Genomic DNA, 16,449 nt, shown 5'->3' on the forward strand with positions numbered 1-16,449 from the left:
ATTTAAATTTTATTTATGTTTACCGGTGTTCCAACCGTGTTTACCTAAATATTTCTCACCACTTTCCACAGCTCCATTTTCAATGGAGGTCCCCATAGAATCGTTCCATCGGTTTAAATAACCAAACAAGGAAATTACCCCGAGCATTTCAACAATTTCTCCTTCATCCCAATAGTTATGTAGTCTTTTTTTTAGGTCTTCATCAACGGCATTCGGCACTTGTGAAGCAGCCAAACTAAAATCCAAAGCCGCACGTTCAGGCTCATTAAATGCAGGATGCGTCCGGTACTCCCAAATATTATCCAGTTGTTCTTGTTCGGCACCATACCGCTCTGCAGCACGAATGGCATGCGCCTGACAATAGCGACATCCGGTAGCATTACTGGAAACCCATGCAATCATACGTTTCAAGGCAGAAGTTACGCGTCCTTCATTGGCCATAACAGCTTTATTTAAGTTAATAAATGCTTTGCTAATAGCCGGTCGGCGCTGCATAGTAAGCACCGAATTAGGACAAAAACCTAGCGTCTCGTTGAAGAACGCCGCCAGTTCTTTAGTTTCTAAATCGTGATCAGCAGATAAAGGAGTAACTAAGGGCATAATTTGCGTATTTAATAGTATTTTTGGTACTACAAGAAACAAAAAATAATTGAACTCGCTATGACGAATCATATCACTACAACCTGGTTAGGGAACATGAAGTTTGAAAGTACAAACCCTTCCGGTCATAATGTTATTATTGATGCCGGTCCGGAAATGGGCGGAGAAAGCGCCGGGTATCGTCCCAAGGCTTTAATGTTATCCGGACTTGCGGGATGCTCAGGTTTAGATGTTGCTTCCTTAATAAAAAAAATGAAGCTACCGGTGGAAGATTTTAAGATCGACATTGAAGCTAACCTTACCGAAGAGCATCCGAAATATTACGATGCGGTAACGATGAGCTTCCACTTTTATGGCTCTGAACTCAATGAAAAGAAACTGCAAAAGACGGTCGATTTATCGGTTGAAAAATATTGTGGGGTTATGGAAATGTTTCGTCAGTTTGCTAAAATGACCATCGAAACTCATTTTCATCACAACGAATCATTGAAATGATATTTTTGAAAATACTATGCGTTGGACCCTCAAACCTAAACCTAAAACTGAACACATAAAAGCCTTGCAAAAGGAGCTGGATATCGATCCCGTACTAGCGTCTTTATTGTTGCAACGTGGTATTACAAATTATACTGATGCCAAGCGTTTTTTCAGACCTCAGCTCGAAGATCTGCATGATCCTTTTTTAATGCGCGATATGGATAACGCTGTAGCCCGAATTGAAAAAGCTATAGCCGCGAATGAAAATATTTTAGTTTATGGGGATTATGACGTCGATGGTACTACAGCCGTTTCGTTGCTCTCCCAATACTTAAGAACCCGAACGACTCAAGTATACACCTATATTCCAGACCGGTATGCAGAAGGTTATGGTGTTTCTTATCAGGGAATCGATTTTGCCTCAGAGAATGATTTTTCCTTGATAGTAGCTTTAGATTGTGGTGTAAAAGCCGTGGACAAAGTGAGTTATGCCAAGGGATTAGGAATCGATTTTATAATCTGTGATCATCACCGACCCGGATCAATCCTTCCCGAAGCTGTGGCTGTTTTAGATCCGAAACGTTCGGATTGTGACTATCCGTATAAGGAACTTTGTGGCTGTGGTATTGGCTTTAAATTGATTCAGGCCTTGGCTTCCAAAAAAGGTGAAACTATTGAAGATCTGGTGTCTTATCTGGATCTGGTGGCCACTGCAATTGGGGCTGATATTGTGCCTATTGATGGTGAAAATAGGACGCTGGCATATTTTGGATTGCAGGTGATCAATTCGCAACCACGGCCTGGTATTCAGGCGATCTTAAATCAGGTTGAAAAGGAAATTTTAACCATCACAGACGTGGTATTCATTATAGCACCCCGGATCAACGCGGCAGGGCGCATGAAGCATGGTGAAGATGCTGTTCGTTTATTGACTGAAACGGATATGGCAAAAGCTAATGCTTACGCGGAAGATATAAACAATCACAATCTGGATCGTCGGGATACGGATAAACAAATAACAGAAGAGGCTCTAGCACAGATCGAAGAATTTAAAGAACAAGATCGGTTAACCACTGTGGTCTATCGGGAAGATTGGCACAAAGGGGTTATTGGGATTGTGGCATCCCGGCTCACAGAAACCTATTACCGCCCCACATTGGTGTTTACTAAAAGTGGTGATAAATTAGCGGCTTCAGCCCGCTCGGTGCAGGGGTTTGATATTTATAATGCCCTAGAGGCTTGTAGTGCCCATATTGAGCAGTTTGGTGGTCATAAATATGCGGCAGGATTAACCTTGGATCCGAATAATTATGAAGCTTTCAAGCAGGCCTTTGAAGACGAGGTAAGTAAAACGATAGATCGTAAATTACTAACTCCGGAAATCAAGATCGATGCCGAAATAAAGTTGGATGTTATCACGCCAAAATTTTACCGAATTTTAAAACAATTCGCGCCCTTTGGTCCGGCAAATATGACGCCTGTTTTTATGAGTGAAGACTTGATTGATACTGGATATGGTCGTTGTGTGGGTTCTGATGAAAGTCATTTGAGAGTCACGTTGACTCAAGCAGGAAATCGTGCGCAATTGGTGGGCATTGGTTTTGGTCTGGGCAATAAATTAGAAGTTATTTCAAATAAAAAGCCATTTAAAGCGGTTTACACCGTTGATGAAAATACCTGGCAAGGTCAAACGAGTTTGCAACTTAAACTGAGAGATATAAAAGCATAAATATGGCGAAGACAGATCCGTATGCAGCCCTGAAATTTAAAGAATTTAGAATTTTTTTATTAGTACGTTTTGTGTTGGTTTTTGGTTGGACCATGCAATTTATTGTGATCGAATGGGAGGTGTATAGTCTAACAAAAGATCCTTTATCTCTGGGGTTTATAGGCCTTATGGAAATTATTCCAGCCCTTTCTATGGCTTTGTTTGCCGGCCATATAGTTGACCAAAGGGAAAAACGTAATTTACTGGCCATTTGTATCGCTCTCTTTTCTCTAATTAGCCTTGGATTATTTTTAATTACTTGGGAACCGATTGTAGGCGATTGGTCGACCAATCAAATTTTGTACTCAATTTACGGCCTGATCTTTTTTGGTGGATTTTTACGATCATTTTTTGGTCCCACCATTTTTTCGTTGTTGGCTTTAATTGTACCTAAAAAGATCTATCCTAATGCCGCAACCTGGAGCAGTTCGACTTGGCAGTTGTCTGCCGTTTTAGGTCCTGCTTTTGGCGGATTTGCTATTGGTTGGCTTGGAGTTCATTGGGCCCTTTGTATCGTGTTTGGGATGGTGTTTTTATCATTTATCATTTTGCTACAGATCAAACCTAAGCCTATTTTGAATCCAAAAATAGGAGAACCAGTTATGGAAAGTTTAAAAGAAGGCGTTCGTTTTGTATTTAAAACCAAAGCTATTTTAGGCGCCATTACTTTGGATATGATTGCCGTACTTTTTGGAGGCGCGATTGCCCTTTTACCCATATTCGCTCAAGACATTTTGAAGGTAGGTAGTGAGGGCTTTGGGGTTCTCAGGGCCGCTCCGGCAGTAGGCGCATTTATTACCATGCTTATTACGGCCTACATACCTATTAGCCGTAAGGCAGGAATGAAATTATTGGCTGCAGTGTTCGGGTTTGGTGTTTGTATTATTGTCTTTGGGTTGTCCACGATTTTCTGGGTTTCTCTTTTAGCCTTGTTCTTTAGTGGTATGACAGATGGCGTTTCCATGGTGATCCGCCAAACCATCCTGCAAATAAAAACCCCTGATAATATGCGCGGCCGGGTGTCTTCTGTAAACTCGATGTTCGTGGGATCTTCGAATGAGTTAGGGGCTTTTGAAAGCGGCCTAACAGCCAAATTAATGGGCACGGTAACGGCTGTGGTTTTTGGCGGTACGATGACCCTGATCACGGTAGTAACCACAGGGTTGGTTTCACCAACATTCAGAAAGCTAGACCTCACCAAGGATCTGGAAGCCCATGAGAATGACGAAGTGTAATATGGTCATTCAGACGTAGCTTAGCGGAGGAAGATTCTTTTCAAAATGAAAAATTTTATTAAATGTTAATAGGACTTAAATGAAAGTATTAATCCCTTTTGCTTTACTTTTTTTGAGTTTAACCTCATATTCTCAAACAGAAGATGATTGTGTATTTAATTATGATGTGAAAGGTTTAACCATGGAATGGCTTCAGCAATTAAATCAAACTAATTTTGTTTGGGATAAAAATAAAAAATTGGCAGAAAAAATAAAGGATGGAGATACTTTGCGTGTTTCAAAGGTCGGATGTGTCCATTTCAGTTGGGTAGTTGAAGTCACCATGATTGAAAATCAAAATACTTTGGAAAACACAGATTTTTGGTTGAAAAAAGCTATGGGTATTACGGAGTTATTTGACTTAAAATATTATCATACGGCTTTAAAGCTCAAAAACTTTAAGCTCGAGAAACCCAATAAAAATCAAATTGTTTTTGATATTAAAGACGATGATATCACAGATAACTTATTTTACCTAGGTGTTATTGTTTTAGCGGAAAACAACATCAAGAAAATCATTATTTCTAAATATTTAAATTAAAAAAATAGATGTTTCGCTACCAATGACGATTCGATTTGTCATTCAGACGGAGCTTAGCGGAGGAAGAATCTTTGGAGGGAAATTGGGTGAGATTCTTTGCTTTATTTCATATCACTCTGAATGACATCTGCGAACGTCATTACGAGGAGGAGCGACGAAGTAATCTCATGATAACAACATTAGTTTAAAAGATGGCTTCACTTTGTTCGCAATGACCACCCATTTTATCATGGTGAAGAAGCGAATCGTACGAGTATTCTTTAGAAATTTTCCATTCATCGGCATTTTGTTGGTTAAAAATTAAAAATCCCTTAATATTTTTTAAAATTTTAGCAACTTTTCGCGGGATATTTCTAAATTTCCGCCCTAACCCTAAGATTAATAGCCACCTAATGAAGACTCTAATAGCTTTGCTATTGGCGATTTCCGTCAATGCATATTCCCAAAATGTGACCTTTCAACTATTCTCAAAAGACCCCTGTGCAAAGAACATTAAACCTAGTAAGTTATTTTATTTAAAAAAGGGAAACAAAACCTATAATCCTTCACATTCCTCAGGGCTAACAGTTCTAGACGCCCCGGGAAAATATAAGCTTATCGCTTTATTTAATAATGTATCAAAAGATATTTACTTAAAAGCCGGAACGAATAGTGACACTTTACACATTCAAAGCATTCAGGAATGCCATGACCCATACTCGAAACCAAGATTTATAGGCTATTGTAAATGTGGTGAACCTTGTAATGGTATCGAAGAAGATTTTTACGCTGATGGAACACTTAGAGAAAAAGGAGAATTTAAAAATGGCACGCCTATAGGTGCTGTAACTTTTTATTATCCTGATGGTAAAATTCAGGAAATTCGGGTTTACAATCAAGCCGGAATACTTGAAAGTCGTATGAGGTTCGATGAAAGCGGAAACGAGATTTTTTGAATGACCACTGCATCTGTATATGTAAAGAGAAGTTCCCAGAAATCCTTTCACTAGACAAACGCATCCAATTTTACCCTACGGAAGAATTTTAAACGTTCGGTTTTGTTTTTAATGTCATACGCATGGATCATCATCAGGCGTATCGTTTGTCTCACCAATCCTCTAGAATGGAAATTCAAAACCCTTAATGGCTTACCTCTAACGACTTAAGAATAAATAAATTCCGTAACTTACTACAAAGTCAAAATATGAAAGCATTACAAATTACAGGGTATGGTGATATCCAAAAAAATCTAAAATTCAGCGACGTTGAAAATCCGAAAATAAAATCCAATGAGGTGCTTATTGAGGTTTATGCAGCGGCTATTAATCCTGTAGATTATAAAATTGTTGAAGGCGCCTTAAAGCGTGTTCGAAAACTAGAATTTCCTGCCGGAACAGGTTTTGATGTTGCCGGTAAAATTGTTGAAAAAGGCCAAGGGGTAACTCAATTTAATATTGGGGATGCTGTATATTCACGGGTTCCTACCAATGCACCGGGAACCTTTGCCGAATTTGTTGCTGTAATAGCTGAGGTAGTAAGCTTAAAACCAACGAATCTAAGTTTCGAGGAAGCTGCCGGATTACCCCTGGTAGGTCTTACCTCTGTACAAGCCCTCAAAACAGCACAATTTAAAAAAGGGGATAAGGTTTTAATCCATGCCGGTTCCGGTGGTATTGGCACATTTGCAATTCAATATGCTAAAAGTCAGGGAGCCTATGTGTATACCACAACGAGTACTAAAAATGTAGATTGGGTAAAAGCTCTGGGTGTGGATGAGGTGATTGATTATAAAAAACAAAACTATCTTGATGTGGTCGAGGATGCAGATATTGTTTTCGACACCCTTGGAGATCCTTATACCAAGGACGCCTTTGATGTTATCAAAGAAGGTGGGCATGTGGTTAGTATTGCAGGTATTTTGGACAAGCAAACGGCCAAAGATTTCGGGTTGAATGCGATTATTCGGTTTATTTTAGCTTTGAAGCGCTTACCGGTAACGATGGCCATGAAACGGAAATCAGCCCATTACAATTTTATTTTTATGCATCCTGATAGCGAACAATTAGATGCCATAAGGGAACTCGTTGAAGCCGGAGAAATCAAACCTGTTGTTGATAAGGTTTACAATTTCTCTGATGCTTTAGAGGCCTATGATTATCAAAAAAATGGTCGTGCTCAAGGAAAAGTGATCCTTAAAATGAAGTAAATTCTATTGGTATGGTGGAAGACCCGGCTCCGACATTCTCTTTTGAAACCGATCGCTTGTTATTACAATCAACTTCGGTTAAAGATGCTCCTTTGATTTTAGAATTGTTAAACACTCCAAAGTGGTTGAAGTATATTGGGGATCGTCATGTTAAAACCCTCAGTGAGGCCCAAAATTATATTGAAGAGCGCATTATACCACAGCAAAAAAGTCTTGGTTTTGGATCCTTCACAATGATTCGGAAATGTGATCAGGAAAAGCTGGGGACCTGCGGACTTTTTGATCGCGAAGGCTTGGAGGGTATCGACATGGGTTATGGTTTATTACCACAATTTGAGAGCCAGGGATATGCTTTTGAAGCAACAAATATTTTAAAAAAAATGGCTTTCAGTCAGTTTGGTTTGGAAGAAATTCACGCCATCACCGTGGGGTATAATGAGGGGTCCAGAAATTTATTGGTAAAACTGGGTTTTTCCTTAAAAGGCACTGTTTCGCTTCCTGATGACGATGCCGTTTTATTACTTTATTCTTTAAGAAAGGGCAAGATGGATTCTCTGTAGTGGTCTCTATGCTATTGGCAGATGTCATTTCTTAGGAACGCAGAGACGTGGTCATCTTTTTAATTTTATTTTGAGATTCTTCACTGGCGCTCTGAATGATATTAGAAATTACTTTAGGCAGATTGCTTCGCTTTGCTCGCAATGACGGTTTGATTATTTAGCTAATCTTTAAATTCCTTTAGTTCTAAATTTTCACCATCGAAAACGGCATAGGTGAAATAGCTAATCCAATCTCCTAAATTGATGTATTTTGATGTTTCATTTAAGGCGATGTTAAGCGGCAAATGCCGATGACCAAAAATAAAATAATCACGATGTTTCTCGGCGAGTTTTTCTTTAGCATACTGTGCCAGCCATTCGTTTTCTTCCCCCAGAAATTTAGCATCGTCTTCCCCAGAAATAAGCTTGTTTTTTACGGAGAGGTACTGTGCAATACGCATCCCAAGATCGGGATGAACCCAACGAAATAACCATTTGAAAACAGGATTGGTAAGTACTTTTTTCATGCGTTTATAGCCTTTGTCGCCCGGACCTAAACCATCGCCATGACCTATAAAGAAGTGTTTGTTGTTAAATTCAAATTCCCGGGGTTCGTGGTAAACCGGGATATTGAGCTCGTCCTCAAAATAGCCATTCATCCAAAGGTCGTGATTGCCCATAAAGAAATGAATGGGAACACCGGAATCGCTAATTTCAGCAAGTTTCCCTAGGGTTCGGGTAAAGCCTTTAGGAATAACAGTTTGATATTCGAACCAAAAATCAAAAAGGTCGCCAACCAGGAAAATGGCCGCGGCATCGTCTTTTATGTGATCGAGCCAGGCGACAAACTTTTTTTCGCGCGGACGCGAGGCTTCAATACTGGGAGCGCCGAGGTGGTTATCGGAGGCGAAATATATTTTTTTCCCTTTTGGAATTTGCATGCTGCAAATATAACTAAATCCTGTTATTGGTTTTAGGTTTTTTGTTGTCGTTCTTTCTGCCCGCGTTAGTGATAGTAGTGGAAAGCCCACAGCGCACAGCGCGAGGACTTGTAACGGATAGCACGACCCCGACGCAGGAGGGGTAACGCCCTAATTATTATCATAAGCGAACCACTCGGCAAAAGAGCTGTCTGTTTCCTGTAGTTTCAGGGAGTGTAAAGCAATATTATTGGGGAGGCGCTTTTTTATTTTGTCTGCAAAATCGATGACCATCATTTCACTGGTTGGTTGATAATCGACGAGCAATACGTTATGACCGCGTTCTTCGAGGGCTTTGGCAAGTTCGACATGTGGGGTGTTCCCGTTAAATACTGTGGCGTGGTCGAAAACATCTACGATCTCTTCTTTAACGATTTTTTTAAGGTCGCTAAAATCGATCACCATGCCAAATTTAACATGATTTTTATCGGAAATGGGTTTGCCGATTACCGTGACATCGAGCTTGTAGCTGTGTCCGTGTACATTTTTACACTTACCGTCGTAGCCATACAAGGCATGACCGGTTTCGAAAGAAAATTGTTTGGTAATACGAATGTGTTTGCTCATTAGTAACGGCGTATTCGGTTAAAAAAAATATTTATAATTAGGACTAAGCCGATAAAATGACCTCGACCGCTAAGAATTGACATGGCGTTTATCAAGTTATGGGTTTTTGTATTAACAAAATTACATTTTTTGCGCTAGCGGTAAAAATTGTGACCTAAATTTTATGACCAGTGGAATGCCACGGGCAACAATCCAAAAGGTTAAGGCTATGAAAATTGCATAAAGTTTAAGGTTCTGCGCATCAAGCCAAAAAAGTATGGGGATGAACACTAAAAATGTGGCGCCTAAAAGAAGGTTTCGAAGGAACTTCATTTGTCCCATTCCTTTGAACATACCATCAAAAATGAAGGCAATGGCACATAAAGGTTGCATGATTAAAACCACCCAAAATATCTGATAGAACTTTTCAAGCACTTCAGGATCGTTGGTGAATAAGCGCCCCAGCGGGTGGTAAAAAATGGCGCCGAGAATACCTAAAGCAGTGCCACCAATCATGCCATAGATCAGCAGTTTGTTGCTTAGGGTTATGAGTAGATTATAGGCTTTTGCCCCCAGTAATTTACCGGATAGAATATTGCCGGCACTGGCGTAACCATCAATAAAAAAGGCGCCAAAAAACCAGAGATTTATAGCGATAGTATAGGCTGCAATATGGGCAGCTCCGTATGCTGTGGCGAAGCGAGTAGCGAAGTACAAGGTGGCATTTAGGGCCAAAGTACGCACAAACAAATTAAGGATCATGAAAATAAAATTTTTGATCTCCTTATTAAACGGGAACTTGGGGATAAGAGGAATATCGGTTTTTTTCCGTAAATAATAGACCGAGAGTAAAGCCATAAGGAACTGTGCAGCAACACTGGCATAAGCCGCTCCTTTTACATAGAGCGCGGGGATAAAGTCTTCAATCCCGTAGACTAAAATATAATCCAAAACGATATTAGTTAAAGCCCCTACAATAGCGATCACCATGGGATAATAGGTGTTTTGGAGTCCGCGAAAGGTGCCGAAAACAGCTATGGTAAATAATGTGAATGGGAAGCCAAATACGCGAATTCTGTAATATTCCACGCTGTAGTCGAGAATCATGTTTGAGGCATTATACAGTTTAAAAATGGGCCGTGCAAAGGGGAATGTGGTTACAATAATCAGGAGGCTTATGGCTGTAATAATAAATATGGCTTGCGCCGGAAGGTTTTTAATGGCGTGGATTTTATTGGCACCATAATATTGCGATACAATTGAGGAGATAGCACTTCGCGTTTGACCAAGAACCCAAATAAGCATGGACATAAAGGTGCCAACGATACCAACCGCTGCCAAGGATTCCGTAGCATTGAGGTCTACATTTCCGATAATGGCCGTATCCGTGATGGATAAGATGGGTTCTGAAATTCCGGCAATAAGAGCCGGAACAGCCAGTTTATTAATGTGTTTTAATTGAATAGATTCTATCAAGGTTCAGGATTCTTGGCTGACTTTTGAGTTTGTGAATTTAGATTTAACTAATTTTGTGTAAATTTAGCTCTAATACAGGCAATAATGAAAAATATTTTAGTTCCAATTGGTACCTCAAAAAACGTCTCAAAACATTTGCAATACGCTATAGATTTTGCGGAATCGTTTGGCGCAAAACTTTTTGTGATACAGGTATATAATGTCTATACCAGAGCAGGAACGATGATTAAGGTTGATAAAATCATAGAACGTGAAAGCCTTAAAAACCTCAAGCGTTTGGTGGCGCGCGTCGATACCAAAGGTGTTGAAATAAACATCAAGGTATTAAAAGGAGATTTGATCGATACGATTGAATTGGCTTGTAAAGCGGCCGATATTGACTTGATGTTGGTAGAGCCTCGAACAACCTCAGTTAAAGACGAGGTGTTTTTGGGAAAAACCTCTGGTAAAATAATTAAACAAACTCAAATTCCGGCCTTGATCGTACCTGAAAATACGGTTTTTAAACCTCTGACCAATATTTTATTTGGTGTGAAATCGGCTATTTTGAGAAAGCCCGAAGCTTTGAATCCCTTAAAAGAGATTAAGTCAAAATTCCAAGCCAAAGTAAATTTATTATTAGTAAAAACAACCTTCTATAAGCCCTCTGATTTTAACTTGAGTGAGGAAATGAAAGCCTTGGTAGACAGTGTTAAGAAAACAGAAAATCCAACAACGTATCATGGCGTTTTGCAACACCAGGAAAGTATAAACCCGGATCTATTATGTGTTGTACGTCGAAAGCGTGGATTCTTTACTAAGCACTGGGAGAAAAATGTTATTCTGAAAAAGGAATTCTCTAGTAAAATTCCTGTACTTGTCCTGAGCGGTTTAAAATAATTTCTTGGGGGAATTCGTCTTTTTTTAATTTATATAGGCGTTGGGCTAGTCTCGAGACAGCAGCGGCTGAAACCCTTTTTCGAAATAAAAATTTCGAGTTGTGAGGTTTTTTGCTAGGGCTAACATGAGCGTATATCTTTAAAACCCATATTATTTTCCTATTAAAAGCGTGATTTGAATTATAATTCGAACGATTAGAATGTTCAAAATGGTTTTAAATACAGTTACACCGATGAGGGAGATTAAAGTTCGGGTTATGAAACGAAACATATGGCGACAGTTTGTTTCTTAGAACTGTGGAAAACAACTTCAATTAAGATTATTTTGATTTCGACATCCCTTTAATTCGATTTGTTAGAATCTTGAAAGCCAAAACGGAAAAACAAATAAGAATAAGGGCGTTAACAAACCCTAAGACGATTAGGGCGATAGTTTGTGCATTGATATCATCCATGTTTAAGAGATTTTAAATATTTAATAATAATGATCATATGAGCCATTAAAAAAATATTAAGTTATTCTAATGGGTGCATTTCACATTCAGACCTATAATAGTTTTTATTTATTGATTTTTAGAGAGTTAAAAACAGTAAAAGGTCTTTGATAGTTAATTAATTATAAAAACTTAAGTCACAGTAGCCCCTAACGATTATGATAGATTCAGGGAACCTTGCATTTAAACAACCAAGCAGAACCATGTCTCTCTGAACAGGGAATACCTTTGGCACGTTTATTAGGAGCCACTGTTAACTTAAGGTGTTACTGCAAACCACCAAACGCAGTAACAAAAGACTGTAATTATTTCAGATAGGATTAAGAATTGTTTATAAAATTAGCTTTAGGTATAAAATGCTATAATCTTATCTGTCGTAATACGCAGTCAATCAAATATTAACCTAGACAATATTAAGTGTTATATCTGTTAAAATCGTATATTACACGAATATTATACGTATAATGTACGACTATGAATCACCCCAAATCTCTCAAACCCACAGCCTGTATGGCCTGCGGTAAAATTATAGAAGGTCGCTCAGATAAGAAGTTTTGCGACCAATACTGTAAAAGTTCTTATCATTATAAGGTTTCAAAAGAAGACGCTCCACGATTCTACAACAAAGTGGATAATCAATTGAAGCATAATCGGCGTATTTTAAAGAATTATAATAAGGCAGGGAAAGCTACAGTTCGTGCTTCAGTTCTTTTAGAACAGGGTTTCGACCCTAACTTTTTTACCCATTACTGGAAAAACCATAAAGGTGATGTGTATCTATTCGTTTATGAGTTCGGATTTTTAAAACGTCAGGAACACGGTTTAGCAAAATATGTACTCGTGCAGTGGCAACCTTACATGGAAACCTCGAGTTAAGATTTTTTAAACCGACTACTTCAGATAGCATAGCCACTAAATTTTCTTCAGTAAAGGCACAAAATTCAAAGGCTGTTTTATTCTTTTTTAAAGATCTTTTGGCATTCGTAATTTTATAACTAATGATGATAATACCGTGAGCACCCCAATACATAAAATAGCGTAATTTAACCCAAACAGATCCGCGGTGATCCCCGAAATAATAGCGCCAAAAGCATAACCCAGATCACGCCAAAGGCGAAAGGTGCCAATACTCTCGGCACGTTGTTCCGGAGAGGTGGCCTGAGCGATGGTGACTAAAAAGGTAGGATATACCAAAGCTGTTCCCAGACCTAAAACCGTTGCAATTCCTGCTAAACCGAAAAAGCTTGATGTATGGGGTAAGAAGAGAATCGCAATGCCCTGCAAAAGCATGCCCCAAAACAGCATCTTCTTTTTTGAATAATGATCGGACATTTTGCCGGTGAACAACTGACCGATACCCCAAACTGTAGGGTAAATGGCAGCAATGAGCCCGATATTTTCATTATTAAAATTCAGAGACACCAATAATATCGGAAGTAACCCCCAGATCATGCCATCGTTAAGATTGTTTACAAGTCCCGCCTGCGTTACGGAGCTCAGCGTTTTATTTTTAAAGGTGGTTTCGAGGAATACATGACCCAGCTTTTTGGTTTGATCCGTTTTACTTTCTAAATGAACATGATGTCTGGTATCTTTTATCCAAATTGCCGTTACTAAAAAACCAGTTACAGCAATAAAAATTCCGATGTAAAAGGGATAGGGTGTTATGCCATAGGTTTGTGCTACATAACCAGTTAAAAAAGCAACGACACCAACGGCCAGGTAGCCTGAAAACTCATTGAGTCCCATGGCCAAACCCCGGTCTTTTTCACCAACCAGATCGATTTTCATAACGACGGTACTGCTCCAGGTAAAGCCCTGACTTATACCTAGAAGCACGTTTGCCAGGATCACCCAACTCCAGTTTGGAGCGTAAATCAATATTAAAGGTATTGGTAGTGCTAAACACCAACCAAAAAGCAACAAGGTTTTACGACCAAACCTGTTGGCCAGTCGCCCTGTGTAATAATTGGCAAGAGCTTTGGTAATACCAAAGGCGGTTATGAACGATAATATGGCTGACTTTGACGCTAATCCAAATTCCAATTCAGCAAATTGCGGAATGATACTGCGCTCCAAACCTACCATACCACCCACAAAAGCATTGACTAAAACTAAAAGACTGAACTGTTTCCAGTTTTGTTTAAGTCCAAGTTGAATGTTCTTTTTCATGGAGCTTTAGTTTCCTTCTTTAAGAATTTTTGAGGATATTTCGAAAGAATTTGATCATGTATTATCGGGGTTGTTCTCATTTTCCGAACGCTTCGTTTTTTCACTTCGTATCTTCATGACCAGCCGATACACAATGCGCAGTATTAAAGCAAAGGCTACAAGGTATATAATTTCTTTTGTTTCCATTTTTTAAAGGTTTACTTCAGAATGCATTCTATCAATTAATTTTAATGCATCTTGTTTGTAGGATTTTAGAATAGTGATATATAATTTAAAAAAAACAAAATAGAATATAGATACTTCATTTTTGTACTCATAGGAGTTTAAAGCATAATCTATAAAAGTTTGATTAGGTTTTTTGAATAAATAATCAGAATACCAAGGGTGTTTTTTTGCCCAATAAGAATCTCGAGAATTGAAAACATCTGTTACGCTTTTTTGGTCAACCGCAATTTCAGTATTATAATAGGTATAGAATTCATTGATAGCTTTAATGGTTTCTTTCTGTTTTTCTTTTTCGTAACCATGGAATTCTGAGAGAAGGTTAAAAGCATTTTGCCTCATTGAAATATCAGGAAACCCTGCAAGTATATAGGCACATTTGGGATGAGACTCATATATTTCCTGCGTCATTTCACCATTTATAACTTGAAGGAAACAGGGTTCCTTTACCTGCATTTCTGATATGACTGAATTTATGTCTTTAATATCCATTCGCAAATCGTCTTCAATAGCCGAATAAATGGAATAAAGTTGTTGTTGATTTTTTCTTTCCTCGTTCCAGTTATTCACCTGTAAGGCGATGAGGATCCCGATAACCACGAGGATAATTTCACCAATAGCGTATTTTAAATAGCTGCCTATTTTGCCTTGATTTAGCATTTTTTGTCGGATTTTATGAAATACTTTAATCATCTTTATTATTCTTGTTTTTTTTCATTTGAATGAATTTTGAAACAAGTCTAACCCCTAATCTGGCAAAGAGAATAATTGCAATAACGATAACTATGTCGAATCCGTTCATGTTTTTGGTGTTGTTGTACTAAGCTGTTTTCAATTTAGGGCTTTTTTCTAGTTATAAAGCTGTAGCATCGTTTAAATGCAAAATTATCAATAGCGAGATCCCCTAATGCCATATTTTAGTTAGCTGGTTGTTTTTTCTTCTTTAAAAAGTTTTTGGTTGATTTTTTTAAAGAATTTAATCATCTTTTTGACAACATTTTTTTAGGCAACATCATTCTTTTAAAAACCTAATATTCCTGACATGTAAGGTCAGCCCTTTTGGATCTTGAACAACGAAACCGGCTAATTGATATAAGTACTTCAAATCGGCATTTGGGAAGTCTTTTTGTAAATCGAATGTATAAGTTTGCCAGTCTTTAGATAGGGTCAAGAGCACTCTGGATTCAGTGCCATCATCAGGATCGTATTTATCCTTTAAAGCTAATTCTACTTTTTCCCCTCCGTTTATTCCCTTCAATTCGACCTTTATTTTTTTGTAAGCAGTAAAATCTTTGGTAGGGCGATTATTAAATCCAAGTGAATCTACTACGAACATCGCCGCAGCCCAATTGAGATCAGGTTTTATGTTGAATTCAAGATAGTCCTCATTAACTTCAAATTTTAATTGGTCGAAACCTTTATTAGAATCTGTAAGGATATGGACGGATTTTGGAATAATACCATTTATAAGCACCTCTTCTTGACCAATATCAGAAAAATCAGTTTTGTAAAGTGCTACAGACCGCATTACCTGGTCTGAGGCCTGCAATTTATGTTGATTGATTAGGTCCAGAATACTTTTACCAATAAAGTGAAGTTTTAACTTGGAAGGTAAAAAATAATTGTACCCATGACTCACAACTGCGGCATCATAGGTTGGAGCTTTGATCATTTTTTGATAGTTGTCTTTGATATCAATAAAGCCTGTAGAATCCCTACCTAAATTAAATAATGCTTCATAAGAAAAGCCCCAATTTGTCTTGTTGTTTTCCATAAGCAAGTTGTCAATAAAGGTTCTCTTCTTATTTTGCCATTTATTTACCTGAGCCGCAAATTCGTAATAGGTGAGTAATAATGTTTCTATATCGGTGCCTTGAAGTTTTCCCAAATACCCTGTTGTTTTTAAGGTTTCAAAACCTGAGGTATTTGGTTCAAAGGATTCCAGGCTGAACAAGATATTCAAATAATCCTCAGTAACCTTAAAGTCAGTGAAAGTGAAATCTTTTTTTGATCGTAGTCTCCAGAAATTGGAAGTATTATTAGCTAATTGTTCATTTATGAAATTGAGATCTGAAGCCTGATTCAAATCATTTTCAATGTTTATCCTAATATTGTTCAAATACCCCCAGAGCATTTCATTTTCAATACGATTTTGATTCCAATTATTAATTTGAAGAGCGATCAAGATGCCAATAACAACAAGTATGATCTCCCCAAAAGCGTATTTTAGATAGTTATATATTTTACCTTCTTCTAGTAATTGTTTGCGAATGTTATGAAAGAGTTTGATCATAGAT

At 38.1% G+C, this 16,449-nt stretch carries 16 protein-coding genes; 9 read left to right on the forward strand and 7 right to left on the reverse strand.

The annotated features are described in order from the left end of the window. Positions 1-9: 9 nt before the first annotated feature. Complete coding sequence (locus V8G61_RS14285) at positions 10-600, reverse strand: carboxymuconolactone decarboxylase family protein (RefSeq protein ID WP_394876560.1); 591 nt, start codon at positions 598-600, stop codon at positions 10-12. Between the two features lie 60 nt (positions 601-660). On the opposite strand from V8G61_RS14285, the gene V8G61_RS14290 reads away from it, so the two are divergent. From V8G61_RS14290 to V8G61_RS14320, 7 genes are all read left to right on the forward strand, one after another. Next, positions 661-1,095 carry an OsmC family protein gene (locus V8G61_RS14290; RefSeq protein WP_394876561.1) on the forward strand — a complete coding sequence of 145 codons (435 nt, stop codon included), beginning with the start codon at positions 661-663 and terminating at the stop codon, positions 1,093-1,095. 16 nt (positions 1,096-1,111) lie between these two features. Continuing rightward, positions 1,112-2,806, forward strand: coding sequence for a single-stranded-DNA-specific exonuclease RecJ (recJ, locus tag V8G61_RS14295; protein ID WP_394876562.1), 1,695 nt, complete (start codon positions 1,112-1,114; stop codon positions 2,804-2,806). A gap of 2 nt (positions 2,807-2,808) precedes the next feature. Next, on the forward strand, positions 2,809-4,080 hold the full coding sequence (locus tag V8G61_RS14300) for an MFS transporter (protein ID WP_394876563.1): 1,272 nt from the start codon (positions 2,809-2,811) through the stop codon (positions 4,078-4,080). Between the two features lie 79 nt (positions 4,081-4,159). Next, positions 4,160-4,660 (forward strand): hypothetical protein, encoded by a 501-nt coding sequence (locus V8G61_RS14305; RefSeq protein WP_394876564.1) that lies wholly within the window; start codon positions 4,160-4,162, stop codon positions 4,658-4,660. Positions 4,661-5,052: 392 nt separating this feature from the next. Continuing rightward, positions 5,053-5,595 carry a toxin-antitoxin system YwqK family antitoxin gene (locus V8G61_RS14310; RefSeq protein ID WP_394876565.1) on the forward strand — a complete coding sequence of 181 codons (543 nt, stop codon included), beginning with the start codon at positions 5,053-5,055 and terminating at the stop codon, positions 5,593-5,595. Positions 5,596-5,843: 248 nt separating this feature from the next. Continuing rightward, the gene (locus V8G61_RS14315) at positions 5,844-6,845 is read left to right on the forward strand and encodes an NADP-dependent oxidoreductase (protein ID WP_394876566.1); all 1,002 of its coding nucleotides are present in this window, start codon (positions 5,844-5,846) and stop codon (positions 6,843-6,845) included. 11 nt (positions 6,846-6,856) lie between these two features. Further along, positions 6,857-7,405, forward strand: coding sequence for a GNAT family N-acetyltransferase (locus V8G61_RS14320; RefSeq protein WP_394876567.1), 549 nt, complete (start codon positions 6,857-6,859; stop codon positions 7,403-7,405). Positions 7,406-7,566: 161 nt separating this feature from the next. Here the strand turns inward: V8G61_RS14320 and V8G61_RS14325 are convergent, their stop codons facing one another. From V8G61_RS14325 to V8G61_RS14335, 3 genes are all read right to left on the reverse strand, one after another. Continuing rightward, entirely contained in the window at positions 7,567-8,325 is a 759-nt protein-coding gene (locus V8G61_RS14325; RefSeq protein WP_394876568.1) for a UDP-2,3-diacylglucosamine diphosphatase, read from the reverse strand. A gap of 150 nt (positions 8,326-8,475) precedes the next feature. Next, positions 8,476-8,931, reverse strand: a complete 456-nt coding sequence (locus V8G61_RS14330) for a 6-pyruvoyl trahydropterin synthase family protein (protein ID WP_394876569.1) — start codon at positions 8,929-8,931, stop codon at positions 8,476-8,478. 120 nt (positions 8,932-9,051) lie between these two features. After that, on the reverse strand, positions 9,052-10,386 hold the full coding sequence (locus V8G61_RS14335) for an MATE family efflux transporter (RefSeq protein WP_394876570.1): 1,335 nt from the start codon (positions 10,384-10,386) through the stop codon (positions 9,052-9,054). A gap of 84 nt (positions 10,387-10,470) precedes the next feature. Between V8G61_RS14335 and V8G61_RS14340 the strand changes: the two genes are divergently transcribed. Together V8G61_RS14340 and V8G61_RS14345 are read left to right on the forward strand one after the other, a co-directional pair. Then, complete coding sequence (locus tag V8G61_RS14340) at positions 10,471-11,265, forward strand: universal stress protein (RefSeq protein WP_394876571.1); 795 nt, start codon at positions 10,471-10,473, stop codon at positions 11,263-11,265. 967 nt (positions 11,266-12,232) lie between these two features. Beyond that, complete coding sequence (locus V8G61_RS14345) at positions 12,233-12,634, forward strand: hypothetical protein (RefSeq protein WP_394876572.1); 402 nt, start codon at positions 12,233-12,235, stop codon at positions 12,632-12,634. Between the two features lie 87 nt (positions 12,635-12,721). Here V8G61_RS14345 and V8G61_RS14350 read toward each other — a convergent pair whose 3' ends face one another. The 3 genes from V8G61_RS14350 to V8G61_RS14360 all read right to left on the reverse strand — a co-directional run bounded on the left by V8G61_RS14350 (position 12,722) and on the right by V8G61_RS14360 (position 16,445). Continuing rightward, entirely contained in the window at positions 12,722-13,930 is a 1,209-nt protein-coding gene (locus tag V8G61_RS14350; protein WP_394876574.1) for an MFS transporter, read from the reverse strand. Between the two features lie 189 nt (positions 13,931-14,119). Further along, positions 14,120-14,845, reverse strand: a complete 726-nt coding sequence (locus V8G61_RS14355; RefSeq protein ID WP_394876576.1) for a DUF6090 family protein — start codon at positions 14,843-14,845, stop codon at positions 14,120-14,122. A gap of 319 nt (positions 14,846-15,164) precedes the next feature. Continuing rightward, positions 15,165-16,445, reverse strand: a complete 1,281-nt coding sequence (locus V8G61_RS14360; RefSeq protein ID WP_394876577.1) for a DUF6090 family protein — start codon at positions 16,443-16,445, stop codon at positions 15,165-15,167. Between the last annotated feature and the right edge of the window lie 4 nt (positions 16,446-16,449).

Source organism: Gaetbulibacter sp. M240, assembly GCF_043876815.1.
In the GTDB taxonomy this organism is placed as follows: Bacteria; Bacteroidota; Bacteroidia; order Flavobacteriales; family Flavobacteriaceae; genus Gaetbulibacter_A.

Excerpts from the sequence above, each read along its gene's own strand:
- V8G61_RS14285 (WP_394876560.1), bottom strand. The coding sequence starts at position 600 with ATGCCCTTAGTTACTCCTTTATCTGCTGATCACGATTTAGAAACTAAA.
- V8G61_RS14290 (WP_394876561.1), top strand. The coding sequence starts at position 661 with ATGACGAATCATATCACTACAACCTGGTTAGGGAACATGAAGTTTGAA.
- recJ (WP_394876562.1), top strand. The coding sequence starts at position 1,112 with ATGCGTTGGACCCTCAAACCTAAACCTAAAACTGAACACATAAAAGCC.
- V8G61_RS14300 (WP_394876563.1), top strand. The coding sequence starts at position 2,809 with ATGGCGAAGACAGATCCGTATGCAGCCCTGAAATTTAAAGAATTTAGA.
- V8G61_RS14305 (WP_394876564.1), top strand. The coding sequence starts at position 4,160 with ATGAAAGTATTAATCCCTTTTGCTTTACTTTTTTTGAGTTTAACCTCA.
- V8G61_RS14310 (WP_394876565.1), top strand. The coding sequence starts at position 5,053 with ATGAAGACTCTAATAGCTTTGCTATTGGCGATTTCCGTCAATGCATAT.
- V8G61_RS14315 (WP_394876566.1), top strand. The coding sequence starts at position 5,844 with ATGAAAGCATTACAAATTACAGGGTATGGTGATATCCAAAAAAATCTA.
- V8G61_RS14320 (WP_394876567.1), top strand. The coding sequence starts at position 6,857 with ATGGTGGAAGACCCGGCTCCGACATTCTCTTTTGAAACCGATCGCTTG.
- V8G61_RS14325 (WP_394876568.1), bottom strand. The coding sequence starts at position 8,325 with ATGCAAATTCCAAAAGGGAAAAAAATATATTTCGCCTCCGATAACCAC.
- V8G61_RS14330 (WP_394876569.1), bottom strand. The coding sequence starts at position 8,931 with ATGAGCAAACACATTCGTATTACCAAACAATTTTCTTTCGAAACCGGT.
- V8G61_RS14340 (WP_394876571.1), top strand. The coding sequence starts at position 10,471 with ATGAAAAATATTTTAGTTCCAATTGGTACCTCAAAAAACGTCTCAAAA.
- V8G61_RS14345 (WP_394876572.1), top strand. The coding sequence starts at position 12,233 with ATGAATCACCCCAAATCTCTCAAACCCACAGCCTGTATGGCCTGCGGT.
- V8G61_RS14350 (WP_394876574.1), bottom strand. The coding sequence starts at position 13,930 with ATGAAAAAGAACATTCAACTTGGACTTAAACAAAACTGGAAACAGTTC.
- V8G61_RS14355 (WP_394876576.1), bottom strand. The coding sequence starts at position 14,845 with ATGATTAAAGTATTTCATAAAATCCGACAAAAAATGCTAAATCAAGGC.
- V8G61_RS14360 (WP_394876577.1), bottom strand. The coding sequence starts at position 16,445 with ATGATCAAACTCTTTCATAACATTCGCAAACAATTACTAGAAGAAGGT.